Source organism: Actinoplanes sp. NPDC048796, from assembly GCF_040650035.1.
In the GTDB taxonomy this organism is placed as follows: Bacteria; Actinomycetota; Actinomycetes; order Mycobacteriales; family Micromonosporaceae; genus Actinoplanes.
Map to the genome: position 1 here is coordinate 335,544 of NZ_JBEZGO010000007.1, position 21,543 is coordinate 357,086.

Annotated in this window: 20 protein-coding genes; 9 read left to right on the top strand and 11 right to left on the bottom strand. The window is 71.1% G+C overall.

Features of this window, described 5'->3' with window-relative positions; translation table 11 throughout:
* Nucleotides 1-17: 17 nt before the first annotated feature.
* Nucleotides 18-812, top strand: a complete 795-nt coding sequence (ppgK, locus tag AB0C26_RS28715) for a polyphosphate--glucose phosphotransferase (protein ID WP_360253776.1) — start codon at nucleotides 18-20, stop codon at nucleotides 810-812.
* A complete protein-coding gene (locus tag AB0C26_RS28720; protein ID WP_360253778.1) occupies nucleotides 812-1,273 on the top strand; it encodes a PPOX class F420-dependent oxidoreductase in 462 nt (153 codons plus the stop codon). The genes ppgK and AB0C26_RS28720 overlap by 1 nt, the downstream gene beginning before the upstream one ends.
* Before the next feature lie 75 nt (nucleotides 1,274-1,348).
* On the opposite strand, the gene AB0C26_RS28725 is transcribed toward AB0C26_RS28720, so the two are convergent.
* From AB0C26_RS28725 to AB0C26_RS28735, 3 genes are all read right to left on the bottom strand, one after another.
* A complete protein-coding gene (locus AB0C26_RS28725) occupies nucleotides 1,349-2,281 on the bottom strand; it encodes a hypothetical protein (RefSeq protein ID WP_360253780.1) in 933 nt (310 codons plus the stop codon).
* The gene (locus AB0C26_RS28730) at nucleotides 2,271-2,774 is read right to left on the bottom strand and encodes a sigma-70 family RNA polymerase sigma factor (RefSeq protein ID WP_360253782.1); all 504 of its coding nucleotides are present in this window, start codon (nucleotides 2,772-2,774) and stop codon (nucleotides 2,271-2,273) included. The genes AB0C26_RS28725 and AB0C26_RS28730 overlap by 11 nt, the downstream gene beginning before the upstream one ends.
* Before the next feature lie 218 nt (nucleotides 2,775-2,992).
* Nucleotides 2,993-3,580 carry a hypothetical protein gene (locus tag AB0C26_RS28735; RefSeq protein WP_360253784.1) on the bottom strand — a complete coding sequence of 196 codons (588 nt, stop codon included), beginning with the start codon at nucleotides 3,578-3,580 and terminating at the stop codon, nucleotides 2,993-2,995.
* A 369-nt stretch (nucleotides 3,581-3,949) separates the two neighbouring features.
* Here AB0C26_RS28735 and AB0C26_RS28740 point away from each other — a divergent pair, with 369 nt between their 5' ends.
* The 4 genes from AB0C26_RS28740 (at nucleotide 3,950) to glgB (ending at nucleotide 11,219) form a co-directional block, all read left to right on the top strand.
* A complete protein-coding gene (locus AB0C26_RS28740) occupies nucleotides 3,950-5,917 on the top strand; it encodes an alpha-1,4-glucan--maltose-1-phosphate maltosyltransferase (RefSeq protein ID WP_360253786.1) in 1,968 nt (655 codons plus the stop codon).
* A 40-nt stretch (nucleotides 5,918-5,957) separates the two neighbouring features.
* Nucleotides 5,958-7,739, top strand: a complete 1,782-nt coding sequence (treS, locus tag AB0C26_RS28745) for a maltose alpha-D-glucosyltransferase (protein WP_360253788.1) — start codon at nucleotides 5,958-5,960, stop codon at nucleotides 7,737-7,739.
* Nucleotides 7,736-9,046, top strand: a complete 1,311-nt coding sequence (locus AB0C26_RS28750) for a maltokinase (RefSeq protein WP_360253790.1) — start codon at nucleotides 7,736-7,738, stop codon at nucleotides 9,044-9,046. Before treS ends, AB0C26_RS28750 begins: the two co-directional genes overlap by 4 nt.
* Before the next feature lie 67 nt (nucleotides 9,047-9,113).
* Nucleotides 9,114-11,219, top strand: a complete 2,106-nt coding sequence (gene glgB, locus AB0C26_RS28755; RefSeq protein WP_360254030.1) for a 1,4-alpha-glucan branching protein GlgB — start codon at nucleotides 9,114-9,116, stop codon at nucleotides 11,217-11,219.
* Here the strand turns inward: glgB and AB0C26_RS28760 are convergent.
* Nucleotides 11,216-11,656 (bottom strand): hypothetical protein, encoded by a 441-nt coding sequence (locus AB0C26_RS28760; RefSeq protein WP_360253792.1) that lies wholly within the window; start codon nucleotides 11,654-11,656, stop codon nucleotides 11,216-11,218. The two genes, glgB and AB0C26_RS28760, sit on opposite strands and share 4 nt — an antisense overlap.
* A 102-nt stretch (nucleotides 11,657-11,758) precedes the next feature.
* Between AB0C26_RS28760 and AB0C26_RS28765 the strand changes: the two genes are divergently transcribed.
* A complete protein-coding gene (locus tag AB0C26_RS28765) occupies nucleotides 11,759-12,439 on the top strand; it encodes a response regulator transcription factor (protein WP_360253794.1) in 681 nt (226 codons plus the stop codon).
* Nucleotides 12,436-13,686: a HAMP domain-containing sensor histidine kinase gene (locus AB0C26_RS28770; protein ID WP_360253796.1), complete on the top strand. Its 1,251-nt coding sequence runs from the start codon at nucleotides 12,436-12,438 to the stop codon at nucleotides 13,684-13,686. The genes AB0C26_RS28765 and AB0C26_RS28770 overlap by 4 nt, the downstream gene beginning before the upstream one ends.
* A 9-nt stretch (nucleotides 13,687-13,695) precedes the next feature.
* Here AB0C26_RS28770 and AB0C26_RS28775 read toward each other — a convergent pair whose 3' ends face one another.
* The 6 genes from AB0C26_RS28775 to AB0C26_RS28800 all read right to left on the bottom strand — a co-directional run bounded on the left by AB0C26_RS28775 (nucleotide 13,696) and on the right by AB0C26_RS28800 (nucleotide 17,335).
* Nucleotides 13,696-14,139, bottom strand: coding sequence for a PepSY domain-containing protein (locus tag AB0C26_RS28775; RefSeq protein WP_360253798.1), 444 nt, complete (start codon nucleotides 14,137-14,139; stop codon nucleotides 13,696-13,698).
* A 72-nt stretch (nucleotides 14,140-14,211) separates the two neighbouring features.
* Entirely contained in the window at nucleotides 14,212-14,640 is a 429-nt protein-coding gene (locus AB0C26_RS28780) for a VOC family protein (RefSeq protein WP_360253800.1), read from the bottom strand.
* A gap of 10 nt (nucleotides 14,641-14,650) precedes the next feature.
* Nucleotides 14,651-15,289 carry an NIPSNAP family protein gene (locus AB0C26_RS28785; protein ID WP_360253802.1) on the bottom strand — a complete coding sequence of 213 codons (639 nt, stop codon included), beginning with the start codon at nucleotides 15,287-15,289 and terminating at the stop codon, nucleotides 14,651-14,653.
* Nucleotides 15,289-15,717, bottom strand: a complete 429-nt coding sequence (locus AB0C26_RS28790) for an Rrf2 family transcriptional regulator (protein ID WP_360253804.1) — start codon at nucleotides 15,715-15,717, stop codon at nucleotides 15,289-15,291. Before AB0C26_RS28790 ends, AB0C26_RS28785 begins: the two co-directional genes overlap by 1 nt.
* 56 nt (nucleotides 15,718-15,773) lie before the next feature.
* Entirely contained in the window at nucleotides 15,774-16,760 is a 987-nt protein-coding gene (locus AB0C26_RS28795; RefSeq protein WP_360253806.1) for a hypothetical protein, read from the bottom strand.
* 32 nt (nucleotides 16,761-16,792) lie between these two features.
* Nucleotides 16,793-17,335 (bottom strand): GNAT family protein, encoded by a 543-nt coding sequence (locus tag AB0C26_RS28800; RefSeq protein WP_360253808.1) that lies wholly within the window; start codon nucleotides 17,333-17,335, stop codon nucleotides 16,793-16,795.
* Nucleotides 17,336-17,390: 55 nt separating this feature from the next.
* Here AB0C26_RS28800 and AB0C26_RS28805 point away from each other — a divergent pair, with 55 nt between their 5' ends.
* On the top strand, nucleotides 17,391-19,067 hold the full coding sequence (locus tag AB0C26_RS28805) for a serine/threonine-protein kinase (RefSeq protein ID WP_360253810.1): 1,677 nt from the start codon (nucleotides 17,391-17,393) through the stop codon (nucleotides 19,065-19,067).
* Here AB0C26_RS28805 and AB0C26_RS28810 read toward each other — a convergent pair.
* Nucleotides 19,051-21,408, bottom strand: a complete 2,358-nt coding sequence (locus AB0C26_RS28810) for a Tex family protein (RefSeq protein WP_360253812.1) — start codon at nucleotides 21,406-21,408, stop codon at nucleotides 19,051-19,053. The genes AB0C26_RS28805 and AB0C26_RS28810 overlap by 17 nt on opposite strands.
* Between the last annotated feature and the right edge of the window lie 135 nt (nucleotides 21,409-21,543).

A 21,543-nucleotide genomic window follows, 5' to 3' on the forward strand; every position in this document is an offset into this window, starting at 1 on the left:
CCAGACGGGAAACAGGGATGGCCATTCTCGGCATCGACATCGGCGGCTCCGGAGTCAAGGGCGCGCCGGTCGACACCGTCAGGGGCGAGCTGCTCGCGGAGCGGTTCCGCGTGCCCACGCCGCAGCCCTCCGACGTCACCAGCGTCGTCGAGGCGGTCGCCCAGGTGGCGGCGCAGTTCGACGGGTTCGACCGGGTCGGCGTCACCTTCCCCGGCGTCGTGGTCGACGGCGTCACCCGCACGGCGGCCAACGTCGACAAGTCCTGGCTCGACGCGCCCGCCGCGCAGCTGTTCAGCGACCGGCTGGGCATGCCGGTCAGCGTGCTCAACGACGCCGACGCGGCCGGTGCGGCCGAGGTCGCCTTCGGCGCCGGCAAGGATCAGGCCGGTCTGGTCATGATGCTGACTTTCGGTACGGGTATCGGCAGCGCCCTGTTCCTCGACGGCGTCCTGATCCCCAACACCGAGTTCGGCCACCTCGAGCTCGACGGGCACGACGCCGAGAGCCGCGCGTCCGACCGGGCCCGCGAGACCGAGGACCTGAGCTGGGAAAAGTGGGCCAACCGGGTCGGCAACTACCTCCGTCACGTGGAGATGCTGCTCTCGCCCCGGCTGTTCATCATCGGCGGCGGCGTCAGCAAGAAAGCCGACCGCTTCCTGCCGCTGATCGACATCCGTACGCCGATGGTCCCGGCCACGCTGCTCAACAACGCGGGCATCATCGGCGCCGCGGTGACCGCCGAGACCGACGCCAAGGCGGCCTCCCCCGGCGGCGTGACGCCGCACGAGGCGGGCGCGCGGGTGGCCGGCTGATGGCCCGCACGATCGCCACCAACACCAAGGTGAGCCGCGAGGAGCTGCTGGAGTTCCTGAGGCCGCGCCACAAAGCCATCCTCATGACGACCCGGCGCGACGGCCGGCCCCAGGCGTCGCCGAACACGTGCGGCGTCGACGCCGAGGGCCGCATCGTCATCTCGACCTATCCGGAGCGGGCCAAGGCGTTCAACGTACGCCGTAATCCCCTGGTCTCGGTCCTGGTGGAGTCGGACGAGTTCAACGGGCCGTGGGTCCAGGTCGACGGTACGGCCGAGATCATCGACCTGCCCGAGTCGGTGGAGCCCCTGGTCGAGTACTTCCGGGTGATCTCCGGCGAGCACCCGAACTGGGACGAATACCGCCAGGCCATGCGTGACCAGGGCAAATCGCTGATCCGGATCACGATCGACCGCTGGGGCCCGATCGCCACCGGCGGCTTCCCGGCCCGCCTGGCCTGACCCGCCCAGGAGCCGCGCGGCCCGCGAAGCCGCGCGGCCCGCGAAGCCACGCGGCCCGCGAAAGAACCGCGTGGCTCAGCCGCGCCAGTCGGTGAGCCGGTCGGCGGCGGTTGCGGCCAGGGAGTCGACCGAGGAACGGATCGAGCCGGCGTTCTCGTAGCCGGTGGTGTCCAGGAGCGTTACGGCGTCACCGACGCGGACGGCGACGATGTAGGTGATCTGGCGTTCGGCCTTCGGGTCGGGTTCGCCGGTGCCCAGGCGGCCGACGGCCGAGCGTTCGATCATCACGGACTCGTCGCCCAGGCCCGGTGAGCCGAGAGAACGGTATTTCGGCGGCGGCTCGCCCTCGCCCCCGGTCGGGCACTCGCGGACGGCGTCGCGGAGCTCGTCCAGGAAGTCCTCGGCGCCGTTGCCCCGGTACACCGTGACCGTGTTGTAGACGACGTCGTCGGGGACGTACTCGACGCCCAGCTCGGGGCGTTTGTAGATGACTCGCACCGATGCCCGTACGGCCGCGTCCTGCGAGCTCGGATAGCTCGCGTCGCCGCAGAGCTTCGTGGGGTCCCAGATCTCGGTGAGGCGCGCGAAGCCTCCCGTGTTGCCGTCCGCCTTGTTCAGCATGGCCCGCGCGGGGATCGATTTCGGCACGGTGGGCGGCTTGGACGTCGGGGCCGTGGTGGAAGGCGAGGTCGCGGGCGGCGTGGAAGGCGGGGCCGAGGGCGGCGTGGACACCGGCTTGGCCGGCGGGGACACCGTGACGGACGGGGACCGGGACGGCGTCACGATCGGGATCGGGGCGATCGGGGCCTGGCCGCGGTCGTCGCCGCCGAGGGCCCAGCCCGTGCCGAACGCGCCGGCGATCAGGACCGCGGCGGCGGTCACCGTGAGCACGCCGCGGCGCACGGCCCGGCGGTCGGACTGGCGGCGCACCTCGGCCGCGGGCAGCAGCCGGCCCCGGCCCGCGTCCGCGGCGAGGGCCGCGAAGGCGTTCTCCAGCTCATTCGACATCGGTGGCCTCCGGCAGGCGGGTGGAAGCGAGGATGGCGGCGAGTTCCGTCCGGCCGCGGTGCAGCCAGGACGTGACGGTGCCGACGGCGGCCCCGGTTTCGGCGGCGATCGCCGCGACGGGCAGGTCGAACAGGTAGTGCAGGGCGACCGCCTGGCGCAGGTTCGGTGCCAGGCGGCGCAGGGCGGCGGTGAGCACCACCGCGTCCTCGCCGGGCGGGGCCACCGGTTCGGGTGGGCCGGCCCGGCGGACCGCGGCCCGCCAGCCGGACAGCCGGCGCCAGCGGTCGGTGGCGAGCCGGGACACCACCAGGCGCAGCCAGCCTTCCGGCGCCGGGTGGGCGGCGACCGTACGCCAATTTCGCCAGGCCCTGGTGTACGCCTCCTGCACCACATCCTGAGCTTCGGCGAGGTCACCGGTCATCGCGTAGCCGTACCGCAGCATCCGCGCGCTTGTCTCCCGGTAGAACTCGTCGAAGCCGTCCGCGTCCCGCATCCGCGGCACCCCCGCTCCGGTCGTGAGTTATGCACCCCTAACGGCCCGTGTGGCCAGAATGCTGCAACCAAAAAAGGCCGGCACCCCGAGGAGGGGTGCCGGCCTTCGGGGTTCAGCGCGACCAGAGTCGCACTGAGCCCGTCGGTGTCGAGGGCTCCGAAAATCGCGAGGCGGAGCCGAGGGCGTTTTCGGCGCCCTCGGCACCGACTGTTGGGGGCTCAGTGCCCGCCGAGCGGAGCGAGGCCAGACTGCTCAGCGTCGAGCAAGTAGAGCAAAGTGTCGCGGTGCATCTCGGCGACCGGCTCGAGCAGGTCGGGGTGGCGCAGCAGCACGGCGGCGTCGCGGTCGCGCTGGTCGGGCTCGATCAGGCGGCGGAACTCGTTCGGGGTGCCGCCGGCGCGGCGGGGGAACGGCAGCGGGCGGTCCTCGCTCAGCGGGACGGCCGCGGCGACCGCGTCGACCGCGCGGCGGGCCAGGGCCGGGTCGGCCAGCAGGCAGGCGGCCCAGCTGACCACGACCTCGTCGACCCAGGTGCGCCAGCCCTCCTCCTCGGCCTCCTCGTCCTCGGGCTCGCTGCCGACGCGCCAGTCGAGCACCGCCGAGCCGCCCGGGCCGGCGATGGCGACCAGCGCCGCGTCGACCTCGGTCGGGTAGCGCAGCCACGCCGCCACTGTCACGGCCTGCCGGGCCTGAAGCTCCGACAGGGTGTGGGCGATGGTGTCCGGGCTCCCGGCCGGGTAGGCCCGGGAGATCCAGTGGGTGCTGGCCGCGATGACGGGCGACAGCTCGACAGACGGTCCGGCCACGTGGGGTGCTCCTCCGTTAACGGCGCCGGCATCGGGGCGATGCGGCGTCACGGGGTTCTTCTCGGCGGGCGGGCGGGCCGGTTTGAGCGGGGTGACCGGAGTGGGACCGGTCGGCAACCAACGCACTCCCGATGAGACGCGTGGGAAATTTGATTTTGCCCGCCGGTAACGTCCCGATGATCAAAGTCGGTAAGCATCAGCGGGAGGGGAGCAACGCCTCGCCTGGATGAGCCCGCCGGGTTCCGCTCCGGTAGGTTGAGTCGCATCGGCACGTGACCGTTTGCGGCGCCTCCACAGCGGAGAAGTATGCCCTGACGGCGGTCTGGTTTCGCCGACCCCGCCCGCGCCCTTCTGACTACGGTGGAGATCATGACCGGTCGTTTCCCCATCGAGGACGTCACGCCCTCGGTGTCCTGTGGCCGCTACCCGGCGAAAGCGGTGGTCGGCGAGCTCGTGCCGGTCTCCGCTGTGTCCTATCGCGAAGGACACCACGCGCTCGGCGTCAACGTGGTATGGCGCGGGCCGGACGGCGAGACCGAGCCGTTCACCCGCATGCGCCCCGGCGAGCCCGGCCTCGACCAGTGGCACGCCACCATCCGCCCGGACCGGGTCGGCCGGTGGACGTTCACCGTGGAGGCGTTCGACGATCCCTACCGGACGTGGCGCGACGCCGTGGTGAAGAAGATCGGCGCCGGGCAGGGCCTGGAGGATCTGGCCAACGACCTCGCCGAGGGCGCCGAGGTGCTCGACCTGGCCGCCAAGATCGTGCCGGGGCACGACGAGGACCGGGTCCGCGAGGCCGCGGCGGCGCTGCGCGACGAGCAGCGCTCGCTGTTCGCCCGGGTCTCCCCCGCGCTCGACCTGGAAGAGCTGCTGTGGCACAACCCGGTGCGGCAGCTGGTCACGACCACCCGGTCGTACGCGATCTGGGTCGACCGCAAGCGCGCCCTCTACTCGGCCTGGTACGAGTTCTTCCCGCGCTCCGAGGGCGCCGAGATCGGCCCCGAGGCCACCCCGATCAAGCACGGCACGTTCGCCACCGCCGCCGAGCGGATCCCGGCCGTGGCCGCGCTCGGCTTCAACGTGCTCTACCTGCCGCCGATCCACCCGATCGGCAAGGTCAACCGTAAGGGCCGCAACAACACCCTGGTGGCGCGCCCCGAGGACGTCGGCTCGCCGTGGGCGATCGGTTCCGACGAGGGCGGCCACGACGCGATCCACCCGCAGCTGGGCACCCTGGAGGACTTCCGGCGCTTCATCGGTGTCGCCCGCGACCACGGCATGGAGGTCGCGATGGACCTGGCGTTGCAGGCCGCGCCCGACCACCCGTGGGTCCGTGAGCACCCGGAGTTCTTCACCACCCGCGCCGACGGCACCATCGCCTTCGCCGAGAACCCGCCCAAGAAGTACCAGGACATCTACCCGCTGAACTGGGACAACGACTACAAGGGCCTGCGCGACGAGGTCTACCGCGTGGTCATGCACTGGGTGGACAACGGCGTCAAGATCTTCCGGGTCGACAACCCGCACACCAAGGCGCTCAACTTCTGGCAGTGGCTGATCGCCAAGGTCAAGGAGAACGACCCGGACGTGCTGTTCCTGGCCGAGGCCTTCACCCGGCCGGCCATGATGAACGGACTCGGCAAGATCGGCTTCACCCAGTCGTACACGTACTTCACCTGGCGCACCACGGCCTGGGAGATGCGGCAGTACATGGAGCAGCTGCTCACCACGATCGACTGGATGCGGCCGAACTTCTGGCCCAACACCCCCGACATCCTGCACGAGTCGCTGCAGCACGGCGGCCCGCCGATGTTCAAGATCCGCGCGGTGCTGGCCTCGATGCTCACCCCGTCCTGGGGCATGTACGCGGGCTTCGAGCTCTTCGAGCACGTGGCCCGGCCCGGCGCCGAGGAGTACATCGACAACGAGAAGTTCGAGCTCAAGCCGCGCGACTGGGCCGGCGCCGAGCGCTCCGGCCGCTCGCTCGCGCCGTACATCGGCCGCCTGAACCAGATCCGCGACGAGAACCCGGCCCTGCACTGGCTGCGCAACCTGCGCTTCCACGAGATCGACAACGCCAACCTGCTGTGCTTCTCCAAGCGCGATCCCGACACCGGCAATACGGTGCTGGTGGTGGTCACGTTCGACTCGTCGAACGTGCAGTGGGGCAACACCGTGCTGGACATGCCGGCCCTCGGCAAGGACTGGCACGAGCGGTTCACGGTCGTCGACCAGATCACCGGCGCGACGTACGAATGGGGCCAGCACAACGCGGTACGCATCGATCCGTACGTGGAGCCGGCGCACGTCTTCGTCGTACAACCGGCGCAGTAACAAGATTCAAGTACCTGCGGGTGGGTAGGTGGGGAACCTGATGGACCAGAAAAACGATCTCGACCTTGATCCGGCGGAGGGTCTCGATCCCACGGAAGGCAGCCACATCGAGGACGGCGTGGTCGAGCACCCGAACGCCGAGGACTTCGGTCACGCCCGGGCGCTGCCGGCCGACCGGACGTGGTTCCAGCGTGCCGTCTTCTACGAGGTCCTGGTCCGGGCGTTCTACGACTCGAGCTCGGACGGCGCCGGTGACCTGCGCGGCCTGATCGAGCGGCTCGACTATCTGCAGTGGCTGGGCGTCGACTGCCTGTGGCTGCCGCCGTTCTACCAGTCGCCGCTGCGCGACGGCGGCTACGACATCAGCGACTTCTACAAGGTGCTGCCGGAGTTCGGCACGGTCGAGGACTTCGTGGCCCTGCTCGAGGCGGCGCACAAGCGCGGCATCCGGGTCATCACCGACCTGGTCATGAACCACACGTCCGACCAGCACCCGTGGTTCCAGGAGTCGCGGCGCGACCCGGACGGGCCGTACGGCGACTTCTATGTCTGGAGCGACACCTCCGACAAGTACAAGGACGCCCGGGTCATCTTCGTCGACACCGAGGAGTCCAACTGGACCTTCGACCCGGTGCGGCGGCAGTTCTTCTGGCACCGGTTCTTCTCGCACCAGCCCGACCTCAACTACGACAACCCGGCCGTGCAGAACGCGATGCTCGACGTGCTGCGTTTCTGGCTCGACCTGGGGATCGACGGTTTCCGGCTGGACGCGGTGCCGTACCTGTTCGAGCGCGAGGGCACCAACGGCGAGAACCTGCCCGAGACGCACGCGTTCCTCAAGCACTGCCGCAAGGTGATCGACGACGAGTTCCCGGGCCGGGTGCTGCTGGCCGAGGCGAACCAGTGGCCGGCCGACGTGGTCGAGTACTTCGGCGATCCGAAGACCGGCGGCGACGAGTGCCACATGGCCTTCCACTTCCCGCTGATGCCGCGGATCTTCATGGCCGTACGGCGGGAGTCGCGGTTCCCGATCTCGGAGATCCTGGCCCAGACGCCGGCCATCCCGGACAACTGCCAGTGGGGCATCTTCCTGCGTAACCACGACGAGCTCACGCTCGAGATGGTCACCGACGAAGAGCGCGACTACATGTACGGCGAGTACGCCAAGGACCCGCGGATGAAGGCCAACGTCGGCATCCGGCGGCGGCTGGCGCCCCTGCTGGAGAACGACCGCAACCAGATGGAGCTGTTCACCGCGCTGCTGCTGTCGCTTCCCGGCTCGCCGGTCCTGTACTACGGCGACGAGATCGGCATGGGTGACAACATCTGGCTGGGCGACCGCGACGGCGTCCGTACGCCGATGCAGTGGACTCCCGACCGCAACGCCGGCTTCTCCACCGCCAACCCCGGACGGCTGTATCTGCCGGCCAACCAGGACCCGGTGTACGGGTACCAGGCGGTGAACGTGGAGGCGCAGCGCGACAGTTCCACGTCGTTGCTGAACTGGACGCGTACGATGCTGGCGGTGCGACGCCGCCACGAAGCGTTCGCCGTCGGCACGTTCCGCGAGTTGGGCGGATCGAACCCGTCGGTGCTGGCGTACCTGCGCGAGGACGGCGACGACGTCGTCCTGTGCGTGAACAACCTGTCGCGCTTCCCGCAACCGATCGAGCTGAACCTGCAGCACTGGAACGGGTACACCCCCGTGGAACTGACCGGGCACGTGAACTTCCCGCGCATCGGCCAGCTGCCGTACCTGCTGACGCTCCCCGGGCACGGCTTCTACTGGTTCCAGCTGTGCGGGTCCGAGGAGAAGCAATGACGCTGCCTTTCGCCGAGTGGCTGCCGCAGCAGAGGTGGTACGCCGGTAAAGCCCGCACCCTGTCATCCGTCAAACAGGCCTCGTCGACGGCGCTCGACGACAACCTCGACCTGGTGCTGATCGACGTCGAGTACACCGACGGCAGCTCCGAGCGGTACCAGGTGCTGGTGGCCTGGGACTCCGGGCCGATCGTCGAGTACAGCGAGGTCGCCACGATCGGCACGGCCGGCGACCGTACGGGCTATGACGCCCTGTACGACCCGGCCATGGCCCGCAAGCTGCTGGCGCTGATCGCGGCCGGCGGCACCAGGGGCGACGTGATCTTCCAGCCCGAGCCGGGGGCCGACTTCCCGGTCGAGTCGTGGCCGCGGGTCTTCGACGCCGAGCAGAGCAACACCAGTGTCATCTTCGAGCAGGACGCCATCCTCAAGGTGTTCCGCCGGGTCTCGGCCGGGATCAACCCCGACATCGAGCTGAACCGGGTGCTCGGGCGGGTCGGCAACGTCCACGTGGCCAAGCTGCTCGGCTCGTTCGAGACCACCGAGAGCGGCGAGGCCAGCCCGCTGGGCATGGTCACGCAGTACGCGGCGAACTCGGCCGAGGGCTGGGCGATGGCGACCGCGTCGGCGCGTGACCTGTTCGCCGACTCCGAGTACGGCGCCGACGAGGTGGGCGGCGACTTCCAGGGCGAGTCGTACCGGCTCGGCGAGGCCGTCGCCTCCGTCCACGCCGACCTGGCCCGCGAGCTCGGGTCCGGGCCGTCCCCGTTCCCGGTCGACGCCATGCTGGCCCGGCTGCGCACGGCGGCCAACTCGGTCTCCGAGATCCAGCAGTACGTGCCGGCCATCGAGGACGGGTTCCGCGGGCTCACCGGCCAGCAGGTCGAGGTGCAGCGCGTGCACGGCGACCTGCACCTGGGCCAGGTGCTGCGGGTGCCCGAGGGCTGGCTGCTCATCGACTTCGAGGGCGAGCCCGGGCAGCCGCTCGACGAGCGCCGGCTGCCCGACTCGCCGCTGCGCGACGTGGCCGGGGTGCTGCGCTCGTACGAGTACGCGGCCTACCAGCTGCTGGTCGACCAGGACGACGACGAGCCGCTGGCCGCCCGCGCCCGCGAGTGGATCGACCGCAACCGTGCCGCGTTCTGCGACGGATACGCGAACGCCTCCGGCGTCGACCCGCGTTCGCACGGGTCGCTGCTGGCGGCGTACGAGCTGGACAAGGCGGTCTACGAGGCCGCGTACGAGGCCCGGCACCGGCCCGGATGGCTGCGGATCCCCCTGCGGTCCATCGCCCGGCTCGTCGGCTGACATTTCTACTAAGGAGCTTTTTGTGACCGGCCAGACCGTCTCGACGCTCGCCGCGGACCAGCGCGCCCTGAACAGCGTGGTGGCCGGCGACACCCATGACCCGCACGCGACGCTCGGCGCCCACCCCGGCGGCGGCAACACCGTCATCCGTACCCTGCGCAAGGGCGCCAAGGCGGTCGCCGTGGTCGTCGACGGCGAGCGCACCGAGATGACCAAAGTGCACCCGGACGGCGTCTTCGCCGCCGAACTGCCCGGCACGGTGCTCGACTACCGGCTGGACGTGGACGGCGAGACGGTCGACGACCCGTACCGTCACCTGCCGACCCTGGGCGAACTCGACCTGCACCTGATCGGTGAGGGCCGGCACGAGAAACTGTGGAAGGTGCTCGGCGCGCAGCCCAAGGGCACCGGCGTCGGCTTCGCGGTGTGGGCGCCGTCGGCGCGCGGCGTGCAGCTGATCGGCGACTGCGTCGGCTGGGGGCCGTACGACGGCTGGCCGATGCGCTCGCTGGGCAGCAGCGGCGTCTGGGAGGTCTACGTCCCGGACGTGGCCGTGGGCAGCAAGTACAAGTTCCGCATCCTCGGCCGGGACGGGGTGTGGCGCGAGCACGCCGACCCCCTGGCCCAGCACACCGAGGTCCCGCCGGCGACCGCCTCCGTCGTCTACGCGTCGTCCTACGAGTGGGCCGACGGCGAGTGGATGACCGCGCGGGCCTCGAAGACGTGGCATCAGGAACCGGCCAGCGTGTACGAGGTGCACCTGGGCTCGTGGCGGCCGGGGCTCTCGTACACCGAGCTCGCCTCCGAACTCGTGGACTACGTCGTCGACATGGGCTTCACGCACGTCGAGCTCATGCCGGTCATGGAACACCCGTTCGGCGGTTCGTGGGGTTACCAGGTCACCGGGTACTTCGCCCCGACGTCGCGTTTCGGAAATCCCGACGAGTTCCGTTACCTGGTCGACAAGCTGCACCAGGCCGGCGTCGGCGTCATCCTCGACTGGGTTCCGGCGCACTTCCCGAAGGACGAGTGGGCTCTCGCCCGTTTCGACGGCACCCCGCTCTACGAGCACGGCGACTGGCGTCGCGGCGAACACCCCGACTGGGGTACGTACGTGTTCGACTTCGGGCGCAAGGAGGTCCGCAACTTCCTGGTCGCCAACGCGCTCTACTGGTGCGAGGAGTTCCACGCCGACGGCCTGCGGGTCGACGCGGTCGCCTCGATGCTGTACCTCGACTACTCGCGCAAGGACGGCGAGTGGACCCCGAACCAGTACGGCGGCCGGGAGAACCTGGACGCGATCAGCTTCCTGCAGGAGATGAACGCGACCGTCTACAAGAACAACCCGGGCGTGATCACGGTCGCCGAGGAGTCGACGGCCTGGCCCGGCGTCACCCGCCCGACCCACCTGGGCGGCCTCGGCTTCGGCTTCAAGTGGAACATGGGCTGGATGAACGACACCTTGTCCTACATGGAGAAGGAGCCGGTCTACCGGCAGTGGCACCACCACCAGATGACCTTCGCGACGGTCTACGCGTGGAGCGAGAACTACATTCTGCCGATCAGCCACGACGAGGTCGTGCACGGCAAGGGCTCGCTGACCGGCAAGATGCCGGGCGACCTGTGGCAGAAACTGGCGAACACGCGGGCCCTGCTCGGCTTCATGTGGGCCTTCACCGGCAAGCAGCTGCTGTTCATGGGCGGCGAGATGGGTGACCTGCGCGAGTGGAGCGAGGAGCGCGGCCTCGACTGGGACCTCCTCGAAGACCCGCAGTTCGGCGGGATCAAGTCGCTGGTCAAGGACCTCAACCACGTCTACCGGGACACGCCGGCGATCTGGTCGCAGGACACCGAGCCCAGCGGCTTCCGCTGGATCACCAGCGAGGACTCGCAGCACAACACGTTCTCGTTCGTCCGGTTCGCGCCCAACGGCGACGCGCTGGCCTGCGTGGTCAACTTCGCGGCGGTGCCGCAGGAGGGTTACCGGATCGGCCTGCCGCGCCCGGGCCGCTGGGCCGAGGTGATCAACACCGACAGCGAGCTGTACGGCGGGTCGGGTGTGGGCAACCTCGGCGAGGTCCACACCGACGAGCTCCCGTGGCACGGCTTCGACCACTCGGTGTCGCTGCGCGTGCCGCCGCTGGGCGCGGTCTGGCTGCGGCACGAGGCCTAATCGTTCGCGACCTCCAGCCGGGGGGCGCCGTTCACGCAGCTCAGCTCGACCTCCAACCGGTCGCGGCCGTTGCGGAACTCGCCCTCCCGCTGGTCCTGGTCGTGCACGGCCCAGCCCTGCGCGGGCGCCATGGAGATGATGCGATCGCAGGCGGCGACGACCGTACCACCCATGGTGGTGAAGGTCTGGCCTTTCGCCGCGCTCGCTCCCGCGCTCGCCGCCCCCGACGCCACCGCCGACTTCGGATTTGCCGGATCCGTCGCCGGAGCCGCGCCGAGCGCCCGGTCGACCTCGTCCTCGCTGAGCACCGTCGCGGCGCGCTCCGAGGTGAGGCCCGAGCCGACGAGGCCGATGCCGACCACGCCCACCAGCACGGCCAGGATCGCGGCGGCGGTCCAGCCGGCGACGATCACCGGGGTCCGGTCGAGAAAGCGCATGAGGGAACTATGCCCGCCGCCCGGCTAAGCCTGACGCCGGGCAACGCTAAGGGACGGTTAAGAGACTCAGTTCTTGTCGGACCCGGCGGATAGCGTTCACCCGTGGCGAGACTCCTGCTGATCGAGGACGAACCGGCGATCCGGTCCAACCTGCTGCGCGCCCTGCGCGAGCGCGGGCACGCGGTGGCGGCCTCGGCCACCGCGATGGAGGGCCTGCAGGCCGCCCTGGCCGACCGCCCCGACCTGATCGTGCTCGACCTGGGCCTGCCCGACCTCGACGGCCGTGAACTGCTGCGCATGCTGCGGGCCATCAGCCAGGTCCCGGTGATCGTGGCCACCGCCCGCGACGAGGAACGCGAGATGGTCCGGCTGCTCGACGCCGGCGCCGACGACTACGTGGTCAAGCCGTTCACCGCGGCCCAGCTCGACGCCCGCGTACGAGCCGTGCTGCGCCGCCTCTCCCCCGGCGAGACCCCGTCCGTGCTGGCCGTGGGCGGCCTGCGGATCGACCCGGCCGCCCGCGTGGTCACCCTCGACGGGGCGGCGGTCGAGCTCACCCCCCGCGAGTTCGAGCTGCTGCATCATCTGGCCCAGCGCGCCGGTCAGGTCGTCACCAAGCGCGAACTGCTCACCGAGGTGTGGCAGGTGCCCTACGGCGGCGCCGACAAGACGGTCGACGTCCACCTGTCGTGGCTGCGCCGCAAGCTGGGCGAGACGGCGCAGGAGCCGCGCTACCTGCACACGGTCCGCGGCGTAGGCGTCAAGCTGAGCGGGCCGGCATGAGAGCGCGCCTGACCCTGCTGGTGGGCGCCACCACCGTTCTGGTGCTGCTGGCTTTCCTGGTCCCGCTCGCGCTGCTGGTGCGCCAGGTGGCGGAGGACAGGGCGATGAGCCGGGCCGACGACGTGCTGCGCACGGTGGTGCCGCTGGCCGGCTCCGGCGACCGCGACGCGATTCGCCTGGCGGTCACGGCCCAGTCCGTTCCGGTGTCGGTCTTCCTCCCCGACGGCACTGTCCTGGGCCAGGAGACGGACCGCAGTCCGGCCGTACGGCTGGCCGCCGCGCGCGGCGAAGCCCTGACCGTGGCCGTGGACGACGACCGCGAGATCGTGGTCCCGGTGGTCGGCGCCTCCGGCACCACGGTCGTCAGCACGGTGGTGGCCGACGACGACCTGCGCCACGGCGTCGGCCGGGCCTGGCTCACCCTGACCGGCCTCGGCTTCGTCCTGGTCCTGCTGAGCCTGCTGGTGGCCGACCGCCTGGCCCGCGCCATCACGGCCCCGATCACCGAGCTGTCGGCCGTCTCCCACCGCCTGGCCCAGGCCGAGCTGACCGTACGGGCGAACCCCTCCGGCCCCGCCGAACTGCGCGAGGTGGCCGGCGCCCTCAACCACCTGGCCGACCGCATCCAGGTCCTGCTGAAAACCGAACGCGAACGGATCGCCGACCTGTCCCACCGCGTCCGTACCCCGCTGACCGCCCTGCGCCTGGAAACCGAGTCGCTACGCGACCCCGGCGAGGCGGCCCGCGTCTCCGCCGCCGCCGACGAGGTCGCCCGAGCGGTGACAGCCCTGATTGAGCAGGCCCGCCGCCGAGACGAGCCCCCCACTCGGGCCCACAGCGACGCGGCGGCCGTGGTCCGCGACCGGGTGGCGTTCTGGGCGGTCCTGGCCGAGGACACCGGCCGCGCCCTGACTCAGGAGATCCCCTCCGGCCCCGTCCCGGTCGCCGTGGCCGCCGACGAACTGGGAGCGGCCCTGGACGCCCTGCTCGGCAACGTCTTCGCCCACACACCGGACGGCACAGCCTTCGGCGTACGCCTGACCGCGGCCCCCCACGGCGCCCTGCTCACGGTGACCGACGAGGGCCCCGGCTTCACCCCCGAGGCCGCCGGGCGAGGCGTCTCGGCCGCCGGTTCCACCGGCCTGGGCCTGGACATAGCCCGCCAGGTAGCCGCCAGTTTCACCATCGAGGCCGCTCCGCGCGGCGGCACCGAGGTACGCCTGCGGCTGCCCGCCCCACCCGGGTAGCGACTTCCGTCAGTCGTCGTCGTCGCTGTCGTCGGTCTCGTGCTGAACGATCTTGCCGTTGGCCGGATCGATCTCGATCTCGTGCTCCACGTCGCCGACGTGCACGTCGACGTCCCAGACCTGGCGGTCGTTGTCGTCGTCGTCCAGCTCCACCTCGTGAACCTGACCGCCCGGCACCGCACCCAACGCGATCTCCCGCGCACCGTTGGCGTCGACGGTCGCTCCAGCCGGCGCGGCGGGATCGGCAGTCGCCCCACCACTCGAGGTCGCCCCGCCGCTCGGCGCGGAGCTGGCGGTATCGCTCGGCGTGGCCGACGGCGTCTCGGCGAGGGCCACGGCGGCGGCCCGGGCCGGGCTGCTCTCGCCGCCGGTGGCGGCCAGCGCGGTCCCGGCGATGCCCAGGGCCGCCAGTACGCCCACGCCGGCCACCACGACGGTACGAGTGCTCTTCATCAGTTGACCTCCCAGTCGTTTCGGACGCTCCTACGATCGCGGGAGATCACCTATGGGCACGCTGTGCCACCGTTAAAGCAGTCCTAAGGCTGCCTCCCCGCCGGCATCCGGGTCGGATGCGGGGGTGACCGGTGGGGACCAGCCGGGGCGGGGGATCAGGCAGAACGGGTGGCCGGCGGGGTCGGCGAAGACGTAGTCGCCGTCGAGCCGGCGGGCGCCCAGGGAAAGGACGGCCTCGGCCGCGGCCGGCTGGTCGTCGACCATGACGTCCAGGTGCATCTGCTGCGGGACGGCCGGGTCGGGCCACGTCGGGGCGGGCCGGCCGGCGGAGCGCTGGAAGGCGAGGCCGGAAGTGGTGGTGTCGGCCGAGACCACGGCGAAGTCGCCGTCGTCGTAGGTGACGGGCCGGCCCAGCACGGCGCTCCAGAAGCGGGCCGAGGCGGTGGGGTCGGGGCAGTCGGCGATCAGGTGGTGGAGGCGTCCGATCGGCACGGAGCTCACCTCGTTCGGGTCAGCGCAGGCGCGAACCCGCGGTGGGTGACAGGCGCAGATGATGCTCCGAGTCTGTCAGGCGGGGGAAGCGATCCAGATGCTCGGCCAGCGCGGGCTCGTCGGGGAAACGGGCGAACCAGGCGACGACGTGCTCGCCGGTGCGCACCGGGAGGGCCGGGAAGGTGTTCTCGGCGTACTCGGTGGTCAGTACGGCCAGCGGGGTCACCCCGAACTCGGCGGCTCGCTCGGCGACCAGTGCGGCGAAGTCGGCGCCGAACGGCCGGTCGCCGAAGTGCAGCGTGCCCAGAAAGAGGGCGTCGAGGGAGCGGCGGGCGGCGGTATCGAAGGGCCTGGGGAAGGGCTCGGCGGGGCGCAGCAGGAGGACGTCGTCGCTGTCGATCATCGTGGCGTTGGCGGCGGCGCTGTGGGCGCGCCAGGTGGGGCCGGTGTAGAAGGCGGTCAGGGCGGCGGCGCGGGACGGCATGTCGGGGAAGGCGCGCAGCCAGACGAAACGGTCGGGGGCGTCGAGGTCGCGGAACTGGCCGATGATCCGCATGCCGGTGGCTTCCTGGGTGGTGACGAACTCGCGGTCGAAGAGGGTGATCAGGTCGTCGCGGCGGCCGGGGTGCAGGGTGTACTGGCGAAGTTCGACGATCATCAGGCCTCCAGGGAGCGGTGCAGGACGTCGGCGATGGAGGTCCGGGCCAGTTCGCGGCGCAGCGCCTGGTGGACGCCGGTGTAGACGCCGCTGAGGGCGGGGCGGATGCCGCGGCCGACGGGGCACTCGAGGTTGGGCTCGGTGTGGTGCAGGGCGAAGACCGGCGGGCCCTCGACGGCGTCGTAGACGTCGCTGAGCGGGATCTCGCCGGGCGGGCGGGCCAGCAGCCAGCCGGCGCCGGTTCCGTGCCGTACGGACACCAGGGCGGCCCGGCGAAGGTCGCCGAGACTGCGGCGGACGATCACCGGGTTGACGTTGACGCTGGCGGCGACCTCGTCGGAGGTGAGCACGTCGCGGCCCCGCCGGTGGGCCAGCGCCAGCCAGGTCAGCGCGTGCACGGCGACGGTCAAGCGGCTGTTCGCGGCCATCGATGCCTCCTCGCTGTAACAGCTTCGGTTACAACGAGAAGGGCGTCAAGGCCGGATCACGCCGAGGGCGGCGGACCAGCCGGCGGATCAGCGGGCGGCGCGGAAGGTGACGCGACCGAAGGATCAGCGGGCGGGGCAGAGGGGGAAACGGCTGACGGATCCGCGGCGGAGGGAGACGGGCTCGCCTGATCAGCGGTGGAAACGGGCTGGTCGGCGGGAGCGAAGACGGGGGCCGGCGGAGCGAACGGCGAAGGCGCGGCGAACGGCACCGGCGGCTGAGGATACGCGGGTGCGGGGAAAGCCGCGCTGGGGTAAGCGGCCGCCGGGTGCGGCGGCGCCGGGTAGGCCGAGGCGAAATGCGGGGGCACCGGGTAAGCCGGTGGCGGTCCGTAGCCGAACGGCGCGGCGGGCTGAGGGCGGCCCGGGCGGAAGAAGCGGTTCGAGGGGCCCACCAGCAGCAGGACCGCCGTGACGATCGCGCAGGCGAAGGCCAGCAGGAGCGCGGAGAAGCTGATGACTTCGAAGGCGATGTTCCAGCCGCTCGAGTCCAGGTCGGCCAGTTTGTCCCAGAACGCCACCCCGGGGTACGGCTCGTCCGTGTACGCGGTGCCGTCCTCGTAGGGATCGTCGGCGGACCCGTCGTCGCCGCCGAAACCCGAAGCCAGCGCGTCGATCAGGAAGAACACCCCGAAACCGCCGAACAGGCAGCCGCCCAGCGACAACACGACCGGGGCGCCCATGCCGGCCAGCGTGAGGATCCGGCCGGTGTTGTTGCCCCGCCGCACCAGGACGGCCGTGATGCTCAGCCAGACGGCCAGGATCAGCGCGGGGACCGCCGGAAGCACCGCCCCGGTCAGGTTGTACGAGCGTTCGGCGCCCACGTCGCCCGGGTCGGCCCCGGTGGCCAGCGCGGCCTCGGTGATCAGTCCGTCGTAATGGATCGCGTGGGCGGTGGACACGCCGATGAACAGCAGCAGCATCGCCACCACGGCGAGCTGGAAGTACAAGGCGACCCGGACGGTCACCGGGAGGGGCTGAGTCACCCGGGCACTGTACGGATCGGGCGCCTAGTTGATCAATCGGGCTGGCGGAGCCATTCCGGGGCCAGGAGGCCGTAGATCAGGTCGTCGGTCCATTCGCCCTTGATGAACGTCTGCTGGCGCAGCAGGCCCTCGCGGGTGAAGCCGAGCCGTTCCATGAGGGCGGCCGACGCGACGTTGCGGGCGTCACACTCCCCTGCCACCTTGTGCAGGCCCTGCACGCGGAAAAGGCGGTCCAGGACGGCCCGAACGGCCTCGGTCGCGTAGCCCTGCTTCTGATGTCGGGAGGCCAGGGTGAAGCCGATCTCGGCCTGCTTCGCGTTGTCGTGCAGGTGCACCGCCACGTCGCCGATGAGGTCCCGCTCGGCGGTGCGCTCGATCGCGTACTGGAACCAGCCCGGCTTGTCGGGGTCGGAGGCCATGAAGTTGGCCACGGCGGTCTCGGCCCGCAACAGCGGGAACGGCGCGTCCCACGACTGGTAGCGCGCGACCGCCGGATCGGAGCGGTACCCGGCCAGCACGGGGGCGTCCGTGGGGCGGAAGCGCCGCAGGATGAGCCGTTCCGTCGCGATCAGCATGGAACGAGGTTATCCGGCCGGGTGAGGCAACGACCGCGCCCTATACAGTGCACCCATGCCTGGGGAGCATACGGAACCGTTGCGTCCTCGCGACCCGGACCGGCTGGGCTCCTACGAGCTGGTCGGCCGGCTCGGCGAGGGCGGCATGGGCACCGTCTATCTGGCCACGTCACCGGCGGGAGTGCTGGTGGCGGTCAAGGTGGTGCGCGCCGATCTGGCGCACGACGACGAGTTCCGGCGCCGGTTCCGCAGCGAGGTGGCTCGGGTGCGGCAGGTGCCGCCGTTCTGCACGGCCGAGGTGCTCGACGCCGACCCGGACGCCGAACACCCGTACCTGGTCTGCGAGTACGTGGACGGGCCGACGCTGGCCGAGGTGGTCGAGGAGCGCGGCCCGCTGACCGCGGCCAACCTGCACAGTGTGGCCATCGGGGTGGCCACCGCGCTGACCGCCATCCACGGGGCGGGAGTGATCCACCGCGATCTCAAGCCGCGCAACGTGCTGCTCGCGCCGGGCAGCCCCAAGGTGATCGACTTCGGGATCGCGCGGGCCATGGGCGCGCCGAGCGACAACACGGCCGCGTCGCAGATGGTGGGCACTGTCGCCTACATGGCGCCGGAGCGGTTCGGCGACGCCGACGTGCCGATCACGGCCGCGGCCGACGTGTTCTCGTGGGGCAGCGTGGTGACGTACGCGGGAATCGGGAAGACCCCGTTCGGCGGTGACTCGCCGCCGGCCACGGCCGGCCGCATCCTGACCAGCCCGCCCGATCTGGAGGGCCTGAGTGGCCCGCTGCGCGACCTGGTCGCGTACACCCTGGAGAAGGACCCGAAGAACCGGCCGACCGCCCGCGAACTGCTGGATCTGCTGGTGGCGGGCCCGACCCGGCCGGCCGCGACCAAGGCCGCGCTGGACGATCAGCCCGACCTGCGGGTGGCCGCGGCGAAGGCGCAGTCGGTGACCGGCCTGATGCCCAAGGGCTACGAGGAAGACTCGATCATCACGGTGCCGATCACGGCCGCCGGGCCGGTCGAGGAGGAGCCGGAGGCGCGGCGCCGCTGGTTCATGCCGGTCGCGGTCGCTTTCCTGGTGCTGGCCGTGATCGCCGGCGCGATGATGGTGATCTTCGGGCGGGACCCGGCCGAGACGTCGGCCGAACCGCCGCCGGCCGACCAGCCGATGATCATCGAGGACGATCTGGCCGCCGCCCGCTACTGGCTGGCCAAGACCGAGCCGGACGGGCATTCGGCCTGCGAGTTCGCCGACGGTTCGCTGGTCGCGCGGGTCGACAGCCGGCGGCTCTACAAGTGCCCGGGCCCGCAGGACCAGCTTCCCGCCGACATCAACGCCGAGGTCGGGGTGCGGCTGCTCAGCGAGGACTCGTGCGCGGCGATCTGGTTCCGTTTCGGAGCCAACAAAGGTTATCTGGTACGGGCGTGCGCGAACAGCTTCTACGTCGGCACCCACAAGGGCACCGACGTGGTCGTCACCCGCACCATGCCGCTCGACCGGCCGCTGCCGGTGAACGGCCCGGCCACCCGGATCGGGCTGCGGGTCGACGACGGCACGGTGACGGTCTCCCGGGACGGCGCCGTGGTCGGCCAGGCGCCCCTGACCGACCGGGACATCTCCGGCGCGCGGCTGCTGCTCGGTGTCTACCCGGACCGGGACGCCCCGCAGAGCGGCCCGTTCCGGGTGGCCTTCGACCACATCGCTATTACTTCGAGTCCTTAGTGAGCCCGGCCCGGCGCAGGGCGTCGGCCATCGCGCCGCCGTTGAAGCTGCGCTGGTCCTGCTGCTGACGGCCCTGACGCTGCCCGCCGCCGCCCCCTTGACGCTGCCCGCCGCTCCCGGGACGCTGCTGGCGCGGCTGCGCCTGCCGGGGCGGGGTCTCCCCTCGCGGCTTGCGGACCGGCTCGTCGGTCAGGCGCATGGTCAGCGAGATCCGCTTGCGAGCCTCGTCGACCTCGACCACCCGCACCTTGACCACGTCGCCCGACTTCACGACCTCGCGCGGGTCCTTGACGAACGTGGTGGACAGCGCCGACACGTGCACCAGGCCGTCCTGGTGGACGCCGATGTCGACGAACGCGCCGAACGCGGCCACGTTGGTCACCACGCCCTCGAGGACCATGCCCGGCTTGAGGTCGGCGATCTTCTCGACGCCCTCGGCGAAGGTGGCCGTGGTGAAGCCCGGGCGCGGGTCGCGGCCCGGCTTCTCGAGCTCCTTGAGGATGTCGGTGACGGTCGGCAGGCCGACGGTGTCGGTGACGAACTGCTCCGGCTTGACCTTGCGCAGCACCTGGGTGTTGCCGATGACGCTCTTGAGGTCGGCCCCGACCGTGGAGAGGATCGTGCGGACCACCGGGTACGACTCGGGGTGCACGCTGGACGAGTCGAGCGGGTCGTCGCCGCCCGGGATGCGCAGGAAGCCGGCGCACTGCTCGAACGCCTTGGGGCCGAGCCGCGCCACCTTCTTGATCTCGGAGCGGTTCTTGAACGGGCCGTTCTGGTCGCGGTGCAGCACGATGTTCTCGGCCAGGCCCGCCCCGATGCCGGAGACGCGGGTGAGCAGCGGCGCCGAGGCCGTGTTGACGTCGACGCCGACCGCGTTCACACAGTCCTCGACGACCGCGTCGAGCGAGCGGGACAGCTTCACCTCGGAGAGGTCGTGCTGATACTGGCCGACGCCGATCGACCGCGGGTCGATCTTGACGAGCTCGGCCAGGGGGTCCTGGAGGCGGCGGGCGATGGAGACCGCGCCCCGCAGCGACACGTCCATGCCGGGCAGCTCCGACGCCGCGTACGCGGACGCCGAGTAGACCGACGCGCCGGCCTCGGAGACCATCACCTTGGTCAGGTTGGCCTCGGGGTGCCGCTTGATCAGGTCGGCCGCGAGCTTGTCGGTCTCGCGCGAGGCGGTGCCGTTGCCGATCGCGATCAGGTCGACGTTGTGCTTGCTGGCCAGCGCGGCGAGCCGGTGGATCGACTCGTCCCACTTGTTCTGCGGCACATGCGGGTAGATGGTGTCGGTGGCGACCACCTTGCCGGTGCCGTCGACCACGGCGACCTTCACGCCCGTACGGAATCCGGGGTCGAGGCCCATCGTCGACCGCGTGCCCGCCGGCGCCGCCAGCAGCAGGTCGCGCAGGTTGGCCGCGAAGACCCGTACGGCCTCGTCCTCGGCGGCCTGCCACAGCCGCACGCGCAGGTCGGCGCCGAGGTGGATCAGGATCCGCGTACGCCAGGCCCAGCGAACCGTGTCGGTCAGCCACTTGTCGCCCGGCCGCCCCTGGTCGGAGACGCCGAAGCGGGCGGCGATGCGCGGCTCGAAGGTGGACTCGTCCTCGGGTTCGGGCTCCATCGTCAGGTCGAGGACGCCCTCCTTCTCGCCGCGGAACATGGCGAGGATCCGGTGCGAGGGGAGTTTGGCGTACGGCTCGGCGAAGTCGAAGTAGTCGGCGAACTTCGCCCCCTCGGTCTGCTTGCCGTCGGTCACCTTGGCGACGAGGCGGCCCCGGGTCCACATGCGCTCGCGCAGCTCACCGATGAGGTCGGCGTCCTCGGCGAACCGTTCGATCAGGATCGACCGGGCGCCGTCGAGGGCGGCGCTCTCGTCGGCCACGCCCTTGCCGGCGTCGACGAAGGCGGCCGCGGTGGCCCGCGGGTCGAGCGACGGGTCGCCGATCAGCTGGTCGGCCAGCGGCTCCAGGCCGGCCTCACGGGCGATCTGGGCCTTGGTGCGGCGCTTCGGCTTGTACGGCAGGTAGATGTCCTCGAGCCGCGCCTTGGAGTCGGCGGCGAGGATGGCCTGCTCCAGCGCGTCGTCGAGCTTGCCCTGCTGCCGGATGGACTCGAGCACGGCGGCCCGGCGCTCCTCCAGCTCCCGCAGGTAACCCAGCCGCTCCTCGAGCGTGCGCAGCTGCGTGTCGTCGAGGGTGCCGGTCACCTCCTTGCGGTAGCGGGCGATGAACGGCACGGTGGCGCCGCCGTCGAGGAGCTCGACCGCCGCGGTTACCTGGCTCTCGCGGACACCGAGCTCGGAGGCAATGCGCTGATGGATCGCTGTCGTCACGCCGACGATTGTCTCCGATGCCCGGATCGCCTGTCTCGCCACCCCGCACGACGCACCCTCTGTACCGCTCACGGGGGACACCGGTCACGGCGGAGGAACCGCCACGCGATGGGCAAATCGTCCAACACTAGGCCA

Bases quoted from the DNA above. Each gene is read 5' to 3' on its own strand.
- AB0C26_RS28720 (WP_360253778.1), top strand. From the start codon at position 812: ATGGCCCGCACGATCGCCACCAACACCAAGGTGAGCCGCGAGGAGCTG.
- AB0C26_RS28770 (WP_360253796.1), top strand. From the start codon at position 12,436: ATGAGAGCGCGCCTGACCCTGCTGGTGGGCGCCACCACCGTTCTGGTG.
- AB0C26_RS28790 (WP_360253804.1), bottom strand. From the start codon at position 15,717: ATGGCCGCGAACAGCCGCTTGACCGTCGCCGTGCACGCGCTGACCTGG.
- ppgK (WP_360253776.1), top strand. From the start codon at position 18: ATGGCCATTCTCGGCATCGACATCGGCGGCTCCGGAGTCAAGGGCGCG.
- AB0C26_RS28725 (WP_360253780.1), bottom strand. From the start codon at position 2,281: ATGTCGAATGAGCTGGAGAACGCCTTCGCGGCCCTCGCCGCGGACGCG.
- AB0C26_RS28800 (WP_360253808.1), bottom strand. From the start codon at position 17,335: ATGCTGATCGCGACGGAACGGCTCATCCTGCGGCGCTTCCGCCCCACG.
- AB0C26_RS28775 (WP_360253798.1), bottom strand. From the start codon at position 14,139: ATGAAGAGCACTCGTACCGTCGTGGTGGCCGGCGTGGGCGTACTGGCG.
- AB0C26_RS28750 (WP_360253790.1), top strand. From the start codon at position 7,736: ATGACGCTGCCTTTCGCCGAGTGGCTGCCGCAGCAGAGGTGGTACGCC.
- AB0C26_RS28785 (WP_360253802.1), bottom strand. From the start codon at position 15,289: ATGATCGTCGAACTTCGCCAGTACACCCTGCACCCCGGCCGCCGCGAC.
- AB0C26_RS28730 (WP_360253782.1), bottom strand. From the start codon at position 2,774: ATGCGGGACGCGGACGGCTTCGACGAGTTCTACCGGGAGACAAGCGCG.
- AB0C26_RS28805 (WP_360253810.1), top strand. From the start codon at position 17,391: ATGCCTGGGGAGCATACGGAACCGTTGCGTCCTCGCGACCCGGACCGG.
- treS (WP_360253788.1), top strand. From the start codon at position 5,958: ATGGACCAGAAAAACGATCTCGACCTTGATCCGGCGGAGGGTCTCGAT.
- AB0C26_RS28740 (WP_360253786.1), top strand. From the start codon at position 3,950: ATGACCGGTCGTTTCCCCATCGAGGACGTCACGCCCTCGGTGTCCTGT.
- AB0C26_RS28760 (WP_360253792.1), bottom strand. From the start codon at position 11,656: ATGCGCTTTCTCGACCGGACCCCGGTGATCGTCGCCGGCTGGACCGCC.